At 49.5% G+C, this 16,342-nt stretch carries 11 protein-coding genes; all 11 read left to right on the top strand.

Features of this window, described 5'->3' with window-relative positions:
• Window positions 1–6 precede the first annotated feature (6 nt).
• Window positions 7–1,458 (top strand): SusD/RagB family nutrient-binding outer membrane lipoprotein, encoded by a 1,452-nt coding sequence (locus AC1XTG_RS02720; RefSeq protein WP_082489252.1) that lies wholly within the window; start codon window positions 7–9, stop codon window positions 1,456–1,458.
• A 40-nt stretch (window positions 1,459–1,498) separates the two neighbouring features.
• Entirely contained in the window at window positions 1,499–3,664 is a 2,166-nt protein-coding gene (locus AC1XTG_RS02715; RefSeq protein ID WP_484840914.1) for a PKD domain-containing protein, read from the top strand.
• A gap of 95 nt (window positions 3,665–3,759) precedes the next feature.
• The gene (locus tag AC1XTG_RS02710; RefSeq protein ID WP_484840913.1) at window positions 3,760–4,818 is read left to right on the top strand and encodes a LacI family DNA-binding transcriptional regulator; all 1,059 of its coding nucleotides are present in this window, start codon (window positions 3,760–3,762) and stop codon (window positions 4,816–4,818) included.
• Between the two features lie 198 nt (window positions 4,819–5,016).
• A complete protein-coding gene (locus AC1XTG_RS02705) occupies window positions 5,017–6,243 on the top strand; it encodes an Nramp family divalent metal transporter (protein WP_056287277.1) in 1,227 nt (408 codons plus the stop codon).
• Window positions 6,244–6,249: 6 nt separating this feature from the next.
• Entirely contained in the window at window positions 6,250–7,266 is a 1,017-nt protein-coding gene (locus AC1XTG_RS02700) for an NAD-dependent epimerase/dehydratase family protein (RefSeq protein ID WP_056287280.1), read from the top strand.
• 41 nt (window positions 7,267–7,307) lie between these two features.
• Complete coding sequence (locus AC1XTG_RS02695; protein ID WP_056287281.1) at window positions 7,308–8,369, top strand: dihydrodipicolinate synthase family protein; 1,062 nt, start codon at window positions 7,308–7,310, stop codon at window positions 8,367–8,369.
• 1 nt (window position 8,370) lies between these two features.
• Window positions 8,371–9,867, top strand: coding sequence for a PQQ-dependent sugar dehydrogenase (locus tag AC1XTG_RS02690; RefSeq protein ID WP_229238670.1), 1,497 nt, complete (start codon window positions 8,371–8,373; stop codon window positions 9,865–9,867).
• Window positions 9,868–9,937: 70 nt separating this feature from the next.
• Window positions 9,938–13,030: a SusC/RagA family TonB-linked outer membrane protein gene (locus AC1XTG_RS02685; RefSeq protein ID WP_056287285.1), complete on the top strand. Its 3,093-nt coding sequence runs from the start codon at window positions 9,938–9,940 to the stop codon at window positions 13,028–13,030.
• A 12-nt stretch (window positions 13,031–13,042) separates the two neighbouring features.
• On the top strand, window positions 13,043–14,503 hold the full coding sequence (locus AC1XTG_RS02680) for a RagB/SusD family nutrient uptake outer membrane protein (RefSeq protein WP_484840912.1): 1,461 nt from the start codon (window positions 13,043–13,045) through the stop codon (window positions 14,501–14,503).
• Between the two features lie 117 nt (window positions 14,504–14,620).
• Entirely contained in the window at window positions 14,621–15,808 is a 1,188-nt protein-coding gene (locus AC1XTG_RS02675) for a glycosyl hydrolase family 28-related protein (protein WP_484840911.1), read from the top strand.
• 148 nt (window positions 15,809–15,956) lie between these two features.
• Window positions 15,957–16,331 (top strand): hypothetical protein, encoded by a 375-nt coding sequence (locus tag AC1XTG_RS02670; protein ID WP_484840910.1) that lies wholly within the window; start codon window positions 15,957–15,959, stop codon window positions 16,329–16,331.
• The last annotated feature ends 11 nt before the right edge of the window (window positions 16,332–16,342 follow it).

The following is a 16,342-nucleotide window of genomic DNA, read 5'->3' as shown; positions in this document are numbered from 1 at the left end:
TATCTCATGAAAAGACTATTTCAGTTTGTCATAACTACTGTTTTTGTTTACGCCACGTCCTGTTCGAATTTTGTAAAGGACATGAACGTAGACCCGAATAATGTGACCGACGCGCCGGCGGATATGATGCTGACGGGCGCACAGGTGGCTTCGGTCAACTTCAACGGGTCGCGCATTGCGATCATTGCCAATATGTGGTCGGGATATATGACGGGTATTCAACGGCAGTATTTGAACTACCAGAATTACCAGTACACGGCGGTGGAAACGGACGATGCCTGGACTTACATTTATAACCAAACCTACATCCAGCTGGAAAAAGCGATCGAAAAATATGCGGCAGCGGAAAATCAGCGGGGTATCGGCATTTCGAGGGTAATTCAGGCTTACGCGATGAGTTCTGCGGCGGCACTTTACGGGGATGTTCCGTTCTCGCAGTTCGGCGACCCGCAACGGTTTCCCAATCCTGTATTTGACCCGCAGACAAGCGTTTACGCGGGCGTACAATTGCTGCTGGACGAGGGCATTGCGGCGCTCGAATCGGGGAAAGGTGCTGTGAGAAGCAAATCGGACATTTTTTTCGATGGGGACGCGGCCAAATGGCTGGGCGTGGCGCATACGCTGAAAGCGAGAATGTACCTGGAAACGCGTGAATACGACAAAGCTTACAGTGAAGCGTTGAAAGGAATTGCTGCTCCGGCAGGCTCATTGCTCAGTCCGCACACGGCCACCGCGGGCACGCGCAACCGGTATTATCTGCACAATGTGGAAGAACGGGCGGGCGATGTTAGTGCGCGAAATGCCTACCTGACGACCATTCTGGATCCTGCTTCGAAAACCTACCGGGGTAATGCCAAAACGGATGAAACGGCGCGGTTCAACTTTTACTATATCAACCTGGGTACCAAAGGAATTACGGGGGAAATTGAGCCCAATTATCTTTCCGTGGCACGTGGCGACTCTTTGAATGGGGCAATCGCGATGAATGCGTCTTCGCCGATGGTTACCTATGAGGAAAATCTGCTGACCCTGGCTGAGGCGGCAGCCCGCAAACCGGATTTCAATGCGGCATTGGGACACCTGAACAGCTTCCGCAGCTTCATGAATTCGGGCGGGTATATCGACCCTACTTACCGCTCGCGGTATGCATTGAAATACCAGGCCTACACAGAGGCCGATTTCGTTCCGGGAGGAATGGCCAATCCGGGTCAATGGGACAAAGCGCGGGCGCTTCTGGAAGAAATCCTGGAAGAAAGGTATGTCACTTTTTATGTGCGGCTGATCGGTTTCAATGATGTGAGGCGCACAAGGAAAGAAGGGATCGGTATCAAGCTGACACCATCAGCCGGAAACCGCCTGCCCGAGAGGTTTTTTTACGGACAAAATGAGATCAACTCCAATGCGAATGCCCCCAGCCCGCTGCCCGATCTGTTTGAACCCACGCAGGTGAATAAATAAGCATTTCAGTAAAATCAGTTTGATAGAATCAGCATCAAAAATGGAGCACAAACCAATATTAAATTTTTCTGTTTCAACGCGTCGCATTTCGTGGATACCCATTGTTTTGCTTATGCTTTTCGGGATTCCTGCATTCAGCGAAACCATTCACCGCAAGGCAAAAGCCACGCTGACGCCCGTGGAAATGAACAGGGAAGATACATTGAAGTTTGTGCTCCAGAATGGTGAGGTGCGAACGATGGTACTGAAAGAAATTTCTTCCGATATCATTATTACGAACCTGGGCAAACTCCGCGCAGACCAGCCCGGGGGTGCAACGCTTTATCATTTCACCTGCCAGGTGCTGATAGACGGGCATTTGATAGAAATGGAACGTTACGTGGGTTCGCAGGAGAGCTTTTATGAGCCTTACGTCATCAACGGAATGCGGATCTGGTTTGACGGCGTGAACACCATCGGGCAGATCATCAAGGACGAACACGGCGGAAAAAGCAGTGAGTCGGTTCCGAAAAAGCACGCTCGTTTTGCCGTGGCTGATATGACCAAGCGCATTGCGCCGTCCAGGCTTTATCCGATGTTCCCCATGACAGAAAATCTCATCCGCATTTCGGACAGTTATAATGCCGACGATTGCTGGATGGGCGCATACAACGGATTTGAGCTCCATGGCGGACTAGATCTGAACAAGCCCGCCGGGACGCCGCATTTCACGCCTTTCCCGATCGACGACCATTATTTTGTATTCAGTCTGGAGAAAGGCGACAACAACAATCGCTGGCGGGGCATTCATACCTGGGAAAACGGCGATGTATGGAGCATTCAAAACCACCACATGCTCAACTTGCGCGTACCCGAGCATACGCCGATCCCTGCGGGCGCATTGTACTCCGACGGATCGGGCGTACATGTCGGCGCGCACAACCATTCGCATTTTGTATTCCGGGTAAAAGCAAAGGAAGAAGCAACGGAAACGCTGCTCGACCCTTGGATACTTTTCTGGCAGACTTTTGAAGATAACCGTGAGCGGGCTGGTGAAACCAAGGCGATCACGAATGCATTTCGTCCGGGCAAAACGGGCGAGGCGATTCTGTTTATTGGTGAAAAGTCAAGAAATGAATATAAGGATACAGGTAAGGATTTATCTTACTACTGGACATTTGGTGACGGCAGTATTTCCATTGAGAAAAACCCAAAGCACATTTTTGCCAAACCCGGCATTTACCCGGTGACACTTCTGGTTGAAGATGGTATCTCAAAAAGCAGTTTTACGCAGCATATTACCATTGCAGGAAGTGCGCTCAAATCGCCGTTGCTCACCTTGGCCTGTGACGAAGAACCTTCATTCCGCATTCGTCCAGCGCACGTGATGGATGTGTATGCATTGGAAAGAAAATTTATTCCAAATACGATTCACTTTTTAGCCCGCCCGACCAGGCCGCAGCCGAATGCGAAAACGCTTTCGATCATGAACAATGGCAATGGTGTTTTATCAAAAGTAAATGCTCCGAAAATTGAATATCTGCAGGGAAAAAACTGGCTGGATTTAAAAGTGGAAGGGCAGGGGAATGAGCAAAAAATACAGGTTTCCGTGAATGCAACCGGGCTGAAAGCGGGTGTGTATGCCGCACGCATTCGGGTTGAAAGTCAGAGTGCTGTAAATGCGGTTCAATATTTTAATGTTGCATTGACCATCCCGACGTATCCACCTGCGCATAACGAAACGGGCAATTTAAAACAGGAGATCGTGGACAATGCCGATGTGCGTGAAAACCGGTTTTACGCCACGCCCTATTTCTGGGTTGCGCCGCAGTTTAAAAGATGGAAAGAAAAAGGATTTCGCGATTTGTACCTGACCAATGGGAGTCGCGCCGTTGCAGGTGAGTTCGTCCGTTTTCGACCGGACCTGGCGGCGGGCACTTATGAATTGCTCTTCTCAGAACAGACCCCCTTTGATCCGCAGCGACGTGCGACGATTGGTGATAAAAAGTACGCCGTAGATAGCAAGCTGAATGCAGTTCCTGCATTCACAGTAAAGATCCATTCTAAAAAGGGGACAGAAAATATCCGGGTAAAGTCAACTGAATCGCTTTCGCTTGGAAAGTTTGAGTTCTGGGAGGGAATGGATGGTTATGTCGAGATATTGAGCGAAGGTTCCGAAGGACAGGTGCTGGTCGACGCTATTATTTTCAGGAAAGTAGAGCAGTAAGCAAACCCGAAAGTTTTGGAGGTATTGGCGGGTAGGCTATATTTACCCTGAAGTCTTAAATCAAAAAGACGCAAGGCACCGAAACCAAGCGCCAGATGAAAAAGGAGAGTACCTCGCAGGGAGTAAAAGAAATTGCCAGACGTGCTAATGTATCCACCGCAACCGTGGACCGTGTGCTGCACAACCGTACCGGTGTTTCTGAAAAAACCAAAAAGCGGATCAACGAGATCATCAAGGAACTGGATTACCAGCCCAATCTGCTGGCAAGCCGCCTTGCTTCCAAAAAGATCATCAGTATCGCTGCGGTAATCCCGAAGGTATCGGAGGAAACCAACTTCTGGGAGGCGCCTTTGCGTGGTGTGAAAAGGGCGGAAGCCGAAATTAAGCAATATGGCGTACACACGCAGGTCTTCTTTTTTGATCTGAACGACAAGGACTCTTTTTCAAACACGATCGCCGAGGTACTGCGCGGGGATTTTCAGGGGGTATTGATCTCACCTTCCTATATTGAAGAGACCAAGAAGTTTGCGGCACAATGCGCCGAGCGCAAAATCCCTTTTGTATTTCTGGATTCCGACATTCCCGATCTTCACAGCCTTTCCTACATTGGCCCGCACCTGTTCAAGAGCGGCTATGTTGGTGCGAAGCTGCTCACTTACCGGCTGGACCGCAACAAGAAAATCCTGATCATCAACATCTCCAAAGAGATTGACAATTTCAACTACCAAAAAATAGAGGAAGGTTTCAGAGGCTACTTTGCCGACCGTGGACAGCCTATGGAGATTGTCAGGATTGATATCCGGGAAACCGACTACCAGTCCGTCGCCAGGCACCTTACCTATGTTTTTCATTTGAATAAAGATATAGGCGCTGCATTCGTGACCAATTCACGCGTGCATACGGTCGCTTCTTTCCTGAAAAACAGTCACCGCACGCATGTATCGCTGATCGGCTTTGATTTTGTGACGGAAAATGTATCCTATCTTGAAAACAATGTCATCGATTTCCTGATCTGCCACCGCCCCGAAGAGCAGGGGTATCGGGGTATTATGGCCCTTTATCAGAAACTGGTTGTCAATGCGCCTGTGAGCAAGCTGAGCTATATGCCCATTGACATCGTTACCAAGGAAAACTACGAGTTTTACCAGAATTAGCCTTTCAGTACTACATAATGCAATACGGTCTCTTCGCGCTAGAACATAGGCCGATCAAAAAAACTTGCAGAATTTTCTGGATATAAATCCTCTGAAATTAGAATTATTAAATTCTTTTCTATCTTTACGGGCACGTGCCCGTAAATTCTTTTAACAAGCCTGTGGACGTCTCTCAAAACACCTTTTGCCTCGAACAATATGATGAAAGAACAAACCCTCAGGTGGCTCAAATCACTAGGCCCGGGAATGATCACTGCCGCATTGGTTTTCGGACCGAGCAAGATGACCATTACTTCGAAGCTCGGCGCGGTTTACGGCTATTCCCTTTTATGGATCGTCGTGGTGGCAATCCTGTTCATGGCAGTATTCACCGCCATGTCGACCCGCATCGGGGTGGCTACCAATCAGTCTTTGCTGGCTTCGGTAAAGCATAAGTGGGGCAATGCGGCCTCCGTAGCAATGGGCCTGGGTGTTTTTCTGGTAGCCACTTCGTTTCAGGCGGGCAATTCGATCGGACTGGGTATTGCGCTGGGCGAGCTGTATGATACTTCACCGGTACCCTGGATCATTGTCTTCAATGGATTAGGCATCGGCCTGTTGTTCTTCCGAAGCTTTTATTCCGTTCTGGAACGGACCATGATCCTCCTGATCTTCTTAATGCTTTTTTCGTTTATTACGACACTGTTCTGGGCTGATCCTGATCCTGTTAAGATCGTAAAAGGCTTTACAACACCCGTGATCCCGGAAGGTTCGCAGGGTTTGATCATTGCCTTTATGGCGTCCTGCTTTTCCATCGTGGGCGCCTTATACCAGTCGTACCTGATACAGGAAAGAATCCGTATCAATCCTGCATTGCGCAATGCCAGAAACGATAGTTCTACCGGGATTATCCTGTTGGGAGTGATGTGCAGCATTGTGATCATCTGCGCCGCAGCGATCCTGAACCCGAAAGGCATTGCAGTGAACTCGGCTTCGGATATGGCCAAGGCGCTGGAACCGATTTTTGGTGAAAATGCGTCGACGGTATTTCTGGTGGGTTTGTTTGGTGCGGCGTTTTCGTCGCTGATCGGAAATGCTTCAGTGGGCGGGACTTTGTTAGGTGATGCACTTGGGCTGGGAAGTAATTTCAGTTCAAAGTCAGTACGTTACCTGGTTGCATTGGTCATGATCGTCGGAGCATTCATTGCGATCCGCTTCGGAAAGCTGCCGCTGGAACTCATCGTTTTTGCACAGAGCGTTACCATTTTCGTGGTTCCGTTCATAGGTACTGCCATTTATATGGTCGGCAATGACAGCAAGATCATGGGCGACAAGGTCAATAGTCCGCTGGTAAAAGTTGTGGCAGGGATCGGCCTGCTGGTGATTTTCGGACTGGCGATCATCAATTCGAAAGAACTATTCTTTAATAATCCGCTTTTCAAATAACCTTTTATGATTGACATCGCTTCACTGGAAGAAAAATGGCTGAGCCCGTCAGAGGCATTGATCGAGGATATCAAGCGCATCGACGGCGACATCATGGTGCTGGGTGCAGGAGGCAAAATCGGTCCGAGCATTTGCAGGCTCGCGAAACAGGCGATAGAACGCGCCGGTCTCGACAAGCGTGTGGTGGCAGTATCGCGTTTCAGCGAACCCGGCCTGGCCGCAGAACTGAATGCAGAGGGTATTGACACCATTTCTGCCAATATCCTGGATGATACCCAGTTGCACGACCTCCCTGAAATCGAAAATGTCCTTTATCTGGCTGGTACCAAGTTTGGTACGTCTAACAACGAGCCTTATACCTGGGCCATGAACACCTACCTGCCTGGCCGTGTGGCTGAGAAGTTCCGCAGATCGCGCATTGTGGTGTATTCAACGGGCAATGTATATCCGTTTACGCCGGTGAACTCGGGCGGCGCTACCGAGGAGGTGCGTGCAAATCCGGTAGGAGAGTATGGACAGTCGTGTCTCGGCCGCGAGCGGTTATTCCAATACTTTTCATCCGTTTACGGTACACCGCTTTTGATCTACCGCCTTAACTACGCCATTGATTTCCGGTACGGCGTATTGCTTGAAATCGCCAAATCGGTACTGAATGGAAAGCCGATCGATGTAAGTATGGGGCACGTGAATGTGATCTGGCAGGGCGACGCCAACGAAATGGCGATCCGTTCGCTGCTGCATTGTGAAGCGCCGGCGAAGCTTTTGAACATTACCGGACCGGAGACGGTTTCGCTCCGCTGGCTGGCTATGGAATTCGGACGTATATTCAATACCGAACCGACATTTTTGGGCGAGGAACAGTCCACTGCACTGCTGAGCAACGCTGCGGAATCATTCCGTTTATTCGGCTATCCGCGCACCACATTGAAAGAGATGATCGGCATTACTGCGCAGTGGCTTTTGGAAGGTGGCAAGACCATCAATAAGCCCACCCATTTCCAGGAAAGAAAAGGACAGTTTTAGGAAGAAAATAGAGTTGGTATATCAGTAAAATCGCATACAAAATGTTGAACGAACAGAAGAAAAAGCTGCTGTTTGAAGGAACGGTTATTCCGGCACACCCACTTGCATTGACACGTGAGCTTCAACTGGATGAGACCAGGCAGCGCGGATTGACGCGGTATTACATGGCCAGTGGCGCGGGTGGAGTGGCGATCGGCGTGCACACGACGCAGTTCGAGATCCGTGATCCGGAGATCAATTTGTTTGAAAAAGTACTTGCGATGACGGCGGAAGAAATCGACAAGGCAGCGCTGGACAGACCATTTATCAAAGTGGCAGGGATTTGTGGTAAAACGGAGCAGGCGCTCAAAGAAGCGGACATCGCCATTCAATACGGCTACGATCTCGGACTCGTGAGCATGGCCGCATTCCGGACAGAGCCTGAGGATGAAATTATTGCACATGTAAAAAAGGTGGCTGAGAAGATTCCGGTGTTCGGGTTTTACCTGCAGGTGGCAGTAGGAGGAAGGGTTTTCAGCTACGAATTCTGGCAGAAATTTGCGGAGATACCGAATGTGACTGCGATCAAAGTAGCTGCATTTAACCGGTACCAGACACTGGACGTGGTGCGCGCGGTGGCCTGCTCTTCGAGGAAAGATGAGATTGCATTGTATACCGGAAATGACGATAATATCGTGGCCGACCTGCTGACGCCGTTTGTGTTTGATGTGAATGGAGAGAAGGTAGAAAAACGGTTTGTAGGTGGTTTGCTCGGCCATTATGCTGTTTGGACAGAAAGATCAGTGCAGTTATTGGCAGATATTAAAACAGCCATAAACGGTACCAAAGAAGATATTGAAAAACTGCTCAGTGCCAATGTGGAGGTGACCGATATGAATGCCGCAATTTTCGACCCGGCGCACAACTTTCACGGCTGCATTACCGGTGTTCACGAAGTGCTCAGAAGGCAGGGGCTAATGGAAGGAATATGGACATTGAACCCCAAAGAAGACCTTTCACCAGGTCAGGCCGAGGAAATTACAAGGGTTACCGAGGCTTATCCGCATTTGGTGGACGATGAATTTGTAAGTGCATTTTTGGAGAAGGAAGTCAATCTGATCTAGTATGACATTGGTGTATCGGTTAGCAGCAGGATTGATCCTGGCGGGCATGTGGCATTTCAGGGACAGTCAAAACGTACCGCAGCAGCGGGATGCATTTGTCGATACTCCATTGAAGGTTACTACCGTAGCTTCCGGTTTGAATGTGCCCTGGGAAATGAGCTGGGGACCTGACGATCAGCTTTGGCTGACGGAACAAAGCGGCACAATCAGCAAAGTGGATCCGAAAACAGGTGCGAAAACGCTGCTTTTGAAAATTGATGAAGTGTACCGGTATCGCTCGCTGGGATTGCTCGGAATGGCGATCCACCCCGATTTCAAGCACAAACCGTTTGTGTTCGTTGATTATATGTGTAAAAAGGATTCGCTGATTACAACGAAGCTGGTCCGGTTTACCTATAAAAACAATAAGCTAACCGATCCGAAAACGCTGCTTGAAATTCCGGCGCATACCGGCCACAATGGATCCAGAATTGTTTTTGCACCCGATGGAAAACTGATGTTTGCGACCGGGGATGCGATCACGATCACCAATGCACAGAACACAAAGTCGCTGAATGGGAAGGTTTTGCGCATGAACATCGACGGTACTGCACCAGCAGATAATCCCATCAAAGGAAGCCTGGTATGGTCGTGGGGACACCGCAATATCCAGGGGCTGGTTTACGGGGTAAACGGAATGCTGTACGCCTCAGAACACGGCGACGCGCTGGAAGACGAGCTGAATATCATTCAGAAAGGCGGCAATTATGGCTGGCCCAAAGTAGAAGGTTTCTGTGATCAGCCTGCCGAGAAGCAGTTTTGTGATTCGGTTAAAGTCACTGAACCTGTAAAAGCCTGGACACCGACGATTGCACCGGCAGGAATTGCTTTCTACAATAAGAGCCTGTTCCCGGAATGGAAGAATGCCATTTTACTGACAACCTTAAAAGAAAGCGATCTGCGCATTCTCAAACTGGATAAAACGGGTAAAAAGATCGAATCGGAAACCATTGTACTGGACGCACAGTATGGCAGGCTGCGGGACATTTGTGTAGCTCCCGATGGCAGTATCTATGTTTCCACAAGCAATCGCGACTGGAACCCGGCAACGGGATTTCCCAAGCCTGCAGACGATCAGATCCTGCGGATCACGCCCGGCATGAAGGGAGATCCTGCACCGCAAACAGCCGCATTGCCCGAGGTACCCCAGGGACAGCGGCTGTATAATCAGTATTGCGCCTCTTGCCACAAACAAAATGGGGAAGGAGTAGCCGAGGTATTTCCTCCGCTAAAAGGAACCGGGCAGGTTAAGGATAAGGAGCAGCTTATCCATATCATGCTCAACGGACTTTCGGGCAAAATAGAAGTGAATGGGAAATCTTACGACCAGCACATGCCCGCTATGTCATTTTTGACCGATGATGCGCTTGCAGGTATTGCAACCTATGTACGACAAAGCTTTGGCAACCAGCTTAGTGCAGTTTCCGGGAGTGAAGTCAAGACCGTGAGGTCCCGGTAAATTTTTTTCAAGTATCCCGGGCACGTGCACGGGACGGTGTTTTCTACATAACCAATAAACCCAATTCCGTATGAACAGATTGAAATTCTACAAAAAATGGACATTGCCGCAATTGAAATTGCCTGTCTTTTTGCTGGCGATGCTCCTGAGCGTCACCGGCTATGCGCAAAATGCCGGAGAGGTTTCCGGTATTGTTGTCGATAGTGTCGGCAATGTATCGCTGCCCGGTGTGAGCGTTGTGATCAAAGGCACAAGCAAAGGGGTTACCACCGATGCGGATGGTAAGTACCGGATACAGGCAGGCGCGGGCGATGTGCTCACATTCTCGTTTATTGGCTATGAGAAAAACGAAGTGCCGGTAGGAAGCAAATCGGTTATCAATGTGACAATGCGCCAGAACAATACGGTTTTGGATGAACTCGTGGTAGTGGGTTACGGAGCTGTAAAGAAGAGCTCTGTCACGGCAGCAGTATCCAAAGTAGAAAACACCGTGCTCGACCAGATCCCCGTGGGCAGGCCTGAATCCGTGCTGGCAGGGCGACTTGCGGGTGTAAATGTTTCACAAACAAATACTTCGCCGGGCAGCGCGCCATTGATCAGGATCCGCGGAGCAAGCTCCATTGACGCAGGTAACGATCCGTTGGTGGTGATCGACGGATTTCCGGGCGGTAGTCTGGGGAGCATCAGTACCAATGATATCGAGTCCATTGAAGTGTTGAAAGATGCCTCGGCGGCGGCGATTTACGGATCACGCGGTGCAGGCGGGGTGATTATTGTCACGACCAAAAAAGGAAAATCAGGTAAAGCGAAATTCAATTTCAATGCATACGCAGGTGTCGCGAGTCCGAAAAAGCATGGCGACTGGCTGGTAGGGCAGGAGTACTACGATTATGCGGTACGCTACCAAAACAGGGAATACACCTGGATAGGCGGAGATCCTACTTTGCCCGTTTGGAACGACCCGCGCAGGCCCAATGCATACCAGGTGAGTGATGTTTTGAAAAACGGAAACAATGTGGTTTGGGAAGATGAGGTACTTGGCAGCGCCATGGTACAGAACTACAACCTGTCGGTAGGTGGTGGAACGGACCATGTGCGTTACTATGTGTCGGGTACGCTGAAAGATGAACAGGGAACTTTGAAAAACACCTGGTACAAAAACTACGGCGTGCGCGCCAATGTGGATGTGACCGTCAACTCGGTGGTGAGCCTGGGCTTTATGCTGAACCCTTCGTATTCCAAGCGTCGATTTGCTTCGACCGACATTAATAACTATATCAAGTTTCCAAGCTTTGTAGCGGTCCAGAATCCGGACGGTACTTATCCCAATTCCCGCTCTTACTGGGGCGCAGTGGTAAGCGGACAGGCCAATCCGATGGCGACACTGGAAGGTTCGCATTACTACGGAACCACGGTCAATAACCTGGGAGAAGCGTTCTTGAACCTGAACCTGGCGAAAGGACTCTCATTACGCTCGTCGATCAGTACCAACCTGGCTTCCAACCAGACAGACCGTTTCCAGGCTTCCTGGGCGCAAAGCACCAACCTTAACTCGGGTTCGCTGGCGCAGAGCAACAGTTATAGCATCGCGAACGAAAACGTGTTGAGTTACAGCGCTACTTTCAAGGATGTGCACACATTAAGCGCAATCGCGGGTGCATCTTACCAGAAATTCAACTCGAATGCGTCAAATATGGCGGCGGTGAACGGATCGTTTAATAACGACATTATCCGCACGCTCAATAATGCGATCATCAATCCTTCCGCGACGAATTCCACACGGTCGCAGTGGGGCCTGATCTCGTATTTCAGCCGCGTGAATTATGGTTTCAAAGACAAATACCTGCTATCTGCCTCGATCCGTACAGACGGCAGCTCGCGTTTCGGACCGGATAACAAATGGGGCTATTTCCCATCTGCTTCGGTAGCGTGGCGCGTGTCGCAGGAGGAATTTATGAAGCGTATTTCGGCTGTCAGTGAACTGAAACTGCGTGCCAGCTACGGCGCGACGGGTAACTTCAACATCGGTGATTTTGAATACCTCGGGCAGATCGGCGACGTGTATTATGCGCCAAATAACACCCTTACCAAAGGCCAGACGCAGGTTTCTTATGGTAACAACAGTCTGAGCTGGGAAAAAACGTCGAGCTACGACGTGGGTCTTGAGTTAGGTTTGTTCAGAAACCGCATTAGTCTTGTCCTGGATTATTACGATAAGAAAACCAATGGTCTGCTTTACAATGTCTCCATCCCTTCCATTACCGGTTTTACAAGTTCTTTGTCCAATGTAGGAACCGTGCGTAACAAGGGTTTTGAAATTGAACTGACTACCAAAAACCTGACGGGTGCATTCAAATGGGAAACTTCGTTCAATATGGCGAAGAATGTCAATACCGTGGAAGACCTCGGCGGCGTGCAGGAACGCATTACAACAGACACTTACGGAATGGGCTGGATCCTGCGTCTTGGCCAGCCGATGTTCTCTTACTTTGGCTACAAGGTAATTGGCGTGCTGCAAAACCAGGAAGAGGTGAACAATTCGCCAGTACTGTCAGGCTCCAAGCCGGGTAATCCCAAGTACCAGGATGTAGACGGCGACGGTAAGATCACTTCGGCCGACAAGGTGATTCTCGGTAATTTCCAACCCAAAGCCTATTTCGGTCTGATCAACAATTTTGCGTGGAAGAGCTTTGACCTGAGCATTGCCATGCAAGCTTCGGTAGGTGCCAAGATCTACAATTTTGAAAATGAATATTACGAAGGTGCATTGCTGGGTGCTATGAGAAGGCCGCTGGTGGAGAGACAATGGTGGTCGCAAACGGAGACAGGAAATGGTATCACACCGGGCAGCTCGCTGAGCCAGCTTACCTACCAGTCTTCCTCCTCTGCCTACATTGAAGACGCCTCTTTCCTGGCTGTCAGGAACATCAATTTGGGCTATACCCTGCCGCTCGACCTGGTACAAAAAGCGCATCTGTCCAATTTCAGGATCTACGCTTCGCTGGCTAATCCATTCATGTTCACCAAAAAAGGATTTCACGGCTACAATCCCGAAGGATATACAAATGGTGAAATTGCGGGAACGGGCAGCAAGCCGGGTTTCAACAATGGAGCAGCGCCAATCAACCGGGTGTACACGCTGGGTATCAACTTTAATTTTTAAACTGAACCGACCATGCAAATCAGAAATAACCTCATCAAATGCTTTGCCGCGCTGGCATTGGGATTGGCCGGCTGCGAAGACAAGCTACTTAACCCGACGCCCGAATCGGTACTGACAGCCAATAACTTTTACAAAACTGCCAACGATATCAACCAGGCGGTACTGGGGATTTACAACAATCTGCAAACCCGCCGCGCGTCCGATTACCTGCTCATGGAAGTGCCAAGCGACAACCTGTATATGTCGACCAACACGACCATTGCCGGCTCCAACGACGTCGATTTCCTGACATTGAACTCGGATAATGCATTGACAGCCGCGTTCTGGAACACGACTTACAACGGGATCTTCCGCGCAAACTCGGTATTGATGAATATCGACAACCCTACGAATTATGCGGCGGGTGCCAAAGACCAGTACATCGGCGAAGCCAAGTTCATGCGCGCGCTGTACTACTTTGATCTGGTGCGTATTTTCGGCGGAGTACCCAAGGTGACCGAGAAAATCTCGATCCCCGAAGCGGCTGCATTGCCGAAAGCGAGCGAAGAAGAAATTTACGCACAGATTATCGCTGATCTGACAGACGCTGCAGCGAAATTGCCCTTGCGAAATGCGATTGCGACAGGGCGCGCGAGCAGGGGAGCGGCGGTAGGTTTGCTCGGCAAAGTGTATGTGTACCGGAAAGATTATGCCAATGCAAAAACGCAGTTTGAGAAGCTGATCAAGGATTTTGATTATGCATTGGTGAACGATTTTGCCTCGCTCTGGCAGCTTGCGACCGAGGACAACAGCGAAGTGCTTTTTACGGTAAAATACATTGACGGTACAAACGGACATAGCTTATCGACCAACTACGCACCGAATGGAGGGATCGTAGGCGTGACCGACCGCGGTGCCGAAACGTCGCTGCCTTCGTGGAGCCTGATGAAGAAATATGAGGAAGGAGACAAGCGCAAAGCGGCTACGATTCAGGAATGGTGGGTGTCGCCCGCACAGCCCAACGCGCCGGCGATCTGGTATCCTTACGTGAGCAAATATGCCGTGAAGCATTCCTATGGTGCTTCCGGGATCGATATTCCGGTGTTGCGGTTTGCAGATGTAGTGCTTCTTTACGCCGAAACGCTCAATGCGCTGGGCGATAAAGCGGGTGCATTGACCCAGCTTAACCGCGTGCGCCAGCGTGCATTCGGCGATGCAACGCACAATTACAAAGGTGCCGAAGCAGCAGACTTGATGGACCTGATCCTGCTGGAACGCCAGCTGGAACTGGCTTACGAGCACGAGCGCTGGTTTGACCTGGTACGCACCGGCAAATTCACGACGGTGATGAAGCAGGAAGAAAGGCTGTACAACTATGCTTCCAAAAGTCCGGTTGTGGTGAATCTCGCCCCGCAAGCCTATATGAGCGTATATCCGATCCCGCAGGCGCAGATCGATTTGTCGTCGGGTTTAAAACAAAATAACGGATACTAGTAGCTGTGAACCCAAGCGGCCTGCGCCTCAAAAACGTCAGGCCGCTTTTTTATTAAATAAACTTCATGTTTAAGCAAAATCCGGGAAACCGGCTGGCTTCATCTAAATTCTCTGCAATTGAAATATTCATTCACTATCGCACTCAGCTTACTTCTTGTTCAATGTGTTTTCGGGCAAAAGGATATGACCAAAATGCTGCAAAATGGCATTGACAAAGCAGCTAAAAACGGCACAAACCGCTATGAGATCCCTGCCGGGCATTACCTTATTTCTGCGCCGCTGCTGATTCCTTCCAACTTCACATTGGTAGCGGATCAGAAAGCGTATATCGAACTGAAAAAATCCTGCAATCAGTACCTGCTGCGAAACAGGGATATTGTGAACGGAAACGAGAATATCAAAGTACTGGGCGGCAAATGGAATGGAAATGCATTTACGCAAACACGCACGATCCGGGACAAGGTCGAAAACTCTGATTTCTGTTTCGGAATGTTTTTTTACAAGGTCAAAAACCTGGAAGTGGGCAGCATGCAGATCGATAGCACGCGCAGCTGGGGCATTGCTTATATGGAATGCGACGATGTGCATGTACACGATGTGCGCTTCCAGCAAAATCCTTTCCGGGACAGTAAACATACCAGTGCATTGACCCACAATGGCGACGGCGTGACCGGCGGAGGCAACAATGTACTGATCGAAAATATCTCAGGATTCACCAATGACGACCTGATTGCATTCGCTTCTGGCGGCGCCAGCTTTCAGGGTAAGATGTCGCCTTTCCCGGCGCGGGATTACAGCAATGTAACGGTCAGGAATATCTTTCCGGAGATGATCTACGATTCTATTCCGTCTTTGAAAGGTGTCGCATTTTATACATTTGAAAACACGCGCGTATCCAATGTCGTCATTGAAAATGTGAAGGGAAACACCGCGATGGCGTCTGTGCTGTTTTACAGTTTGTTTGATAAAAAAGGGAGTTTTTCGAACGTGAAGATCTCGAATGTGGAGGGTACCAATGTGTACAGTCGCGCGAGCCAACGCAACTTACCTCAAACCTATGCGGTACTTGCATTCAAAAATTCAGATTTCGACAAGCTGACGATCAGCAATGTAAAACGCACCGAAAAGCGATATTCCAATCCTACGTTTGGTTTTGACAAGGAAACGTCGGTGCAGAACCTGGAAATCAGGGAGGTGAAGATCACCCACGGTGGTTTTCCGGGCGAAATATTCCTGAGCGCATCGCAGGCGAGTCTGGGAAATGTATCTCTCTCCGGTATTGAAGTGCAACGATCAGAGAAGTAAGTTACCGTTGAAGTCAAGTCCACTTTTAAGTGATTATTCAAGTCTTAGCGGCGCAGAAGTATAAATCGATGACAGGCGCTTCCAACGGATAGCATCTTGTTTTTGTCTCTGCCAGCAGATATCCGATTACTCAAACTGAAAGAGCGATATGACAGCCAGAACACTTGCATTCGAATTAACCTTTTGTCTTGCCGCTTCGGTACATGGTTGCTCCAAAGACGAGCCTGTAAACTGTACCGAAGAATTCAGATCTGTAACGCTGCTTGTGCCCGGCGACTCGCTGACTTCGTTTTACACGGTCCGGTTATCTAACAACGACACGATCCGCTACACGAAGAATGTTGGCCTTGGAGCCAACTATTACACCGTTCTCGACGATTCTTACCATCCGAAATTAAAGGGTGAAATTGATAACTTCCGTTTCATCGGCAAACGCGGCAGCAACGTGGTTGTCAGCGAGGAATATGCCATCAAAGCCGATCAGTGCCACATTGAGAAACTTAGCGGAAAAACGGAGCTTTGATTTTAAAATAA

It is taken from the genome of Dyadobacter sp. HNCC25DJ183 (assembly GCF_056895175.1).
The sequence above is the reverse complement of the archived record's forward strand: the minus strand, read 5'-3'. Positions and strand labels throughout refer to the sequence as shown.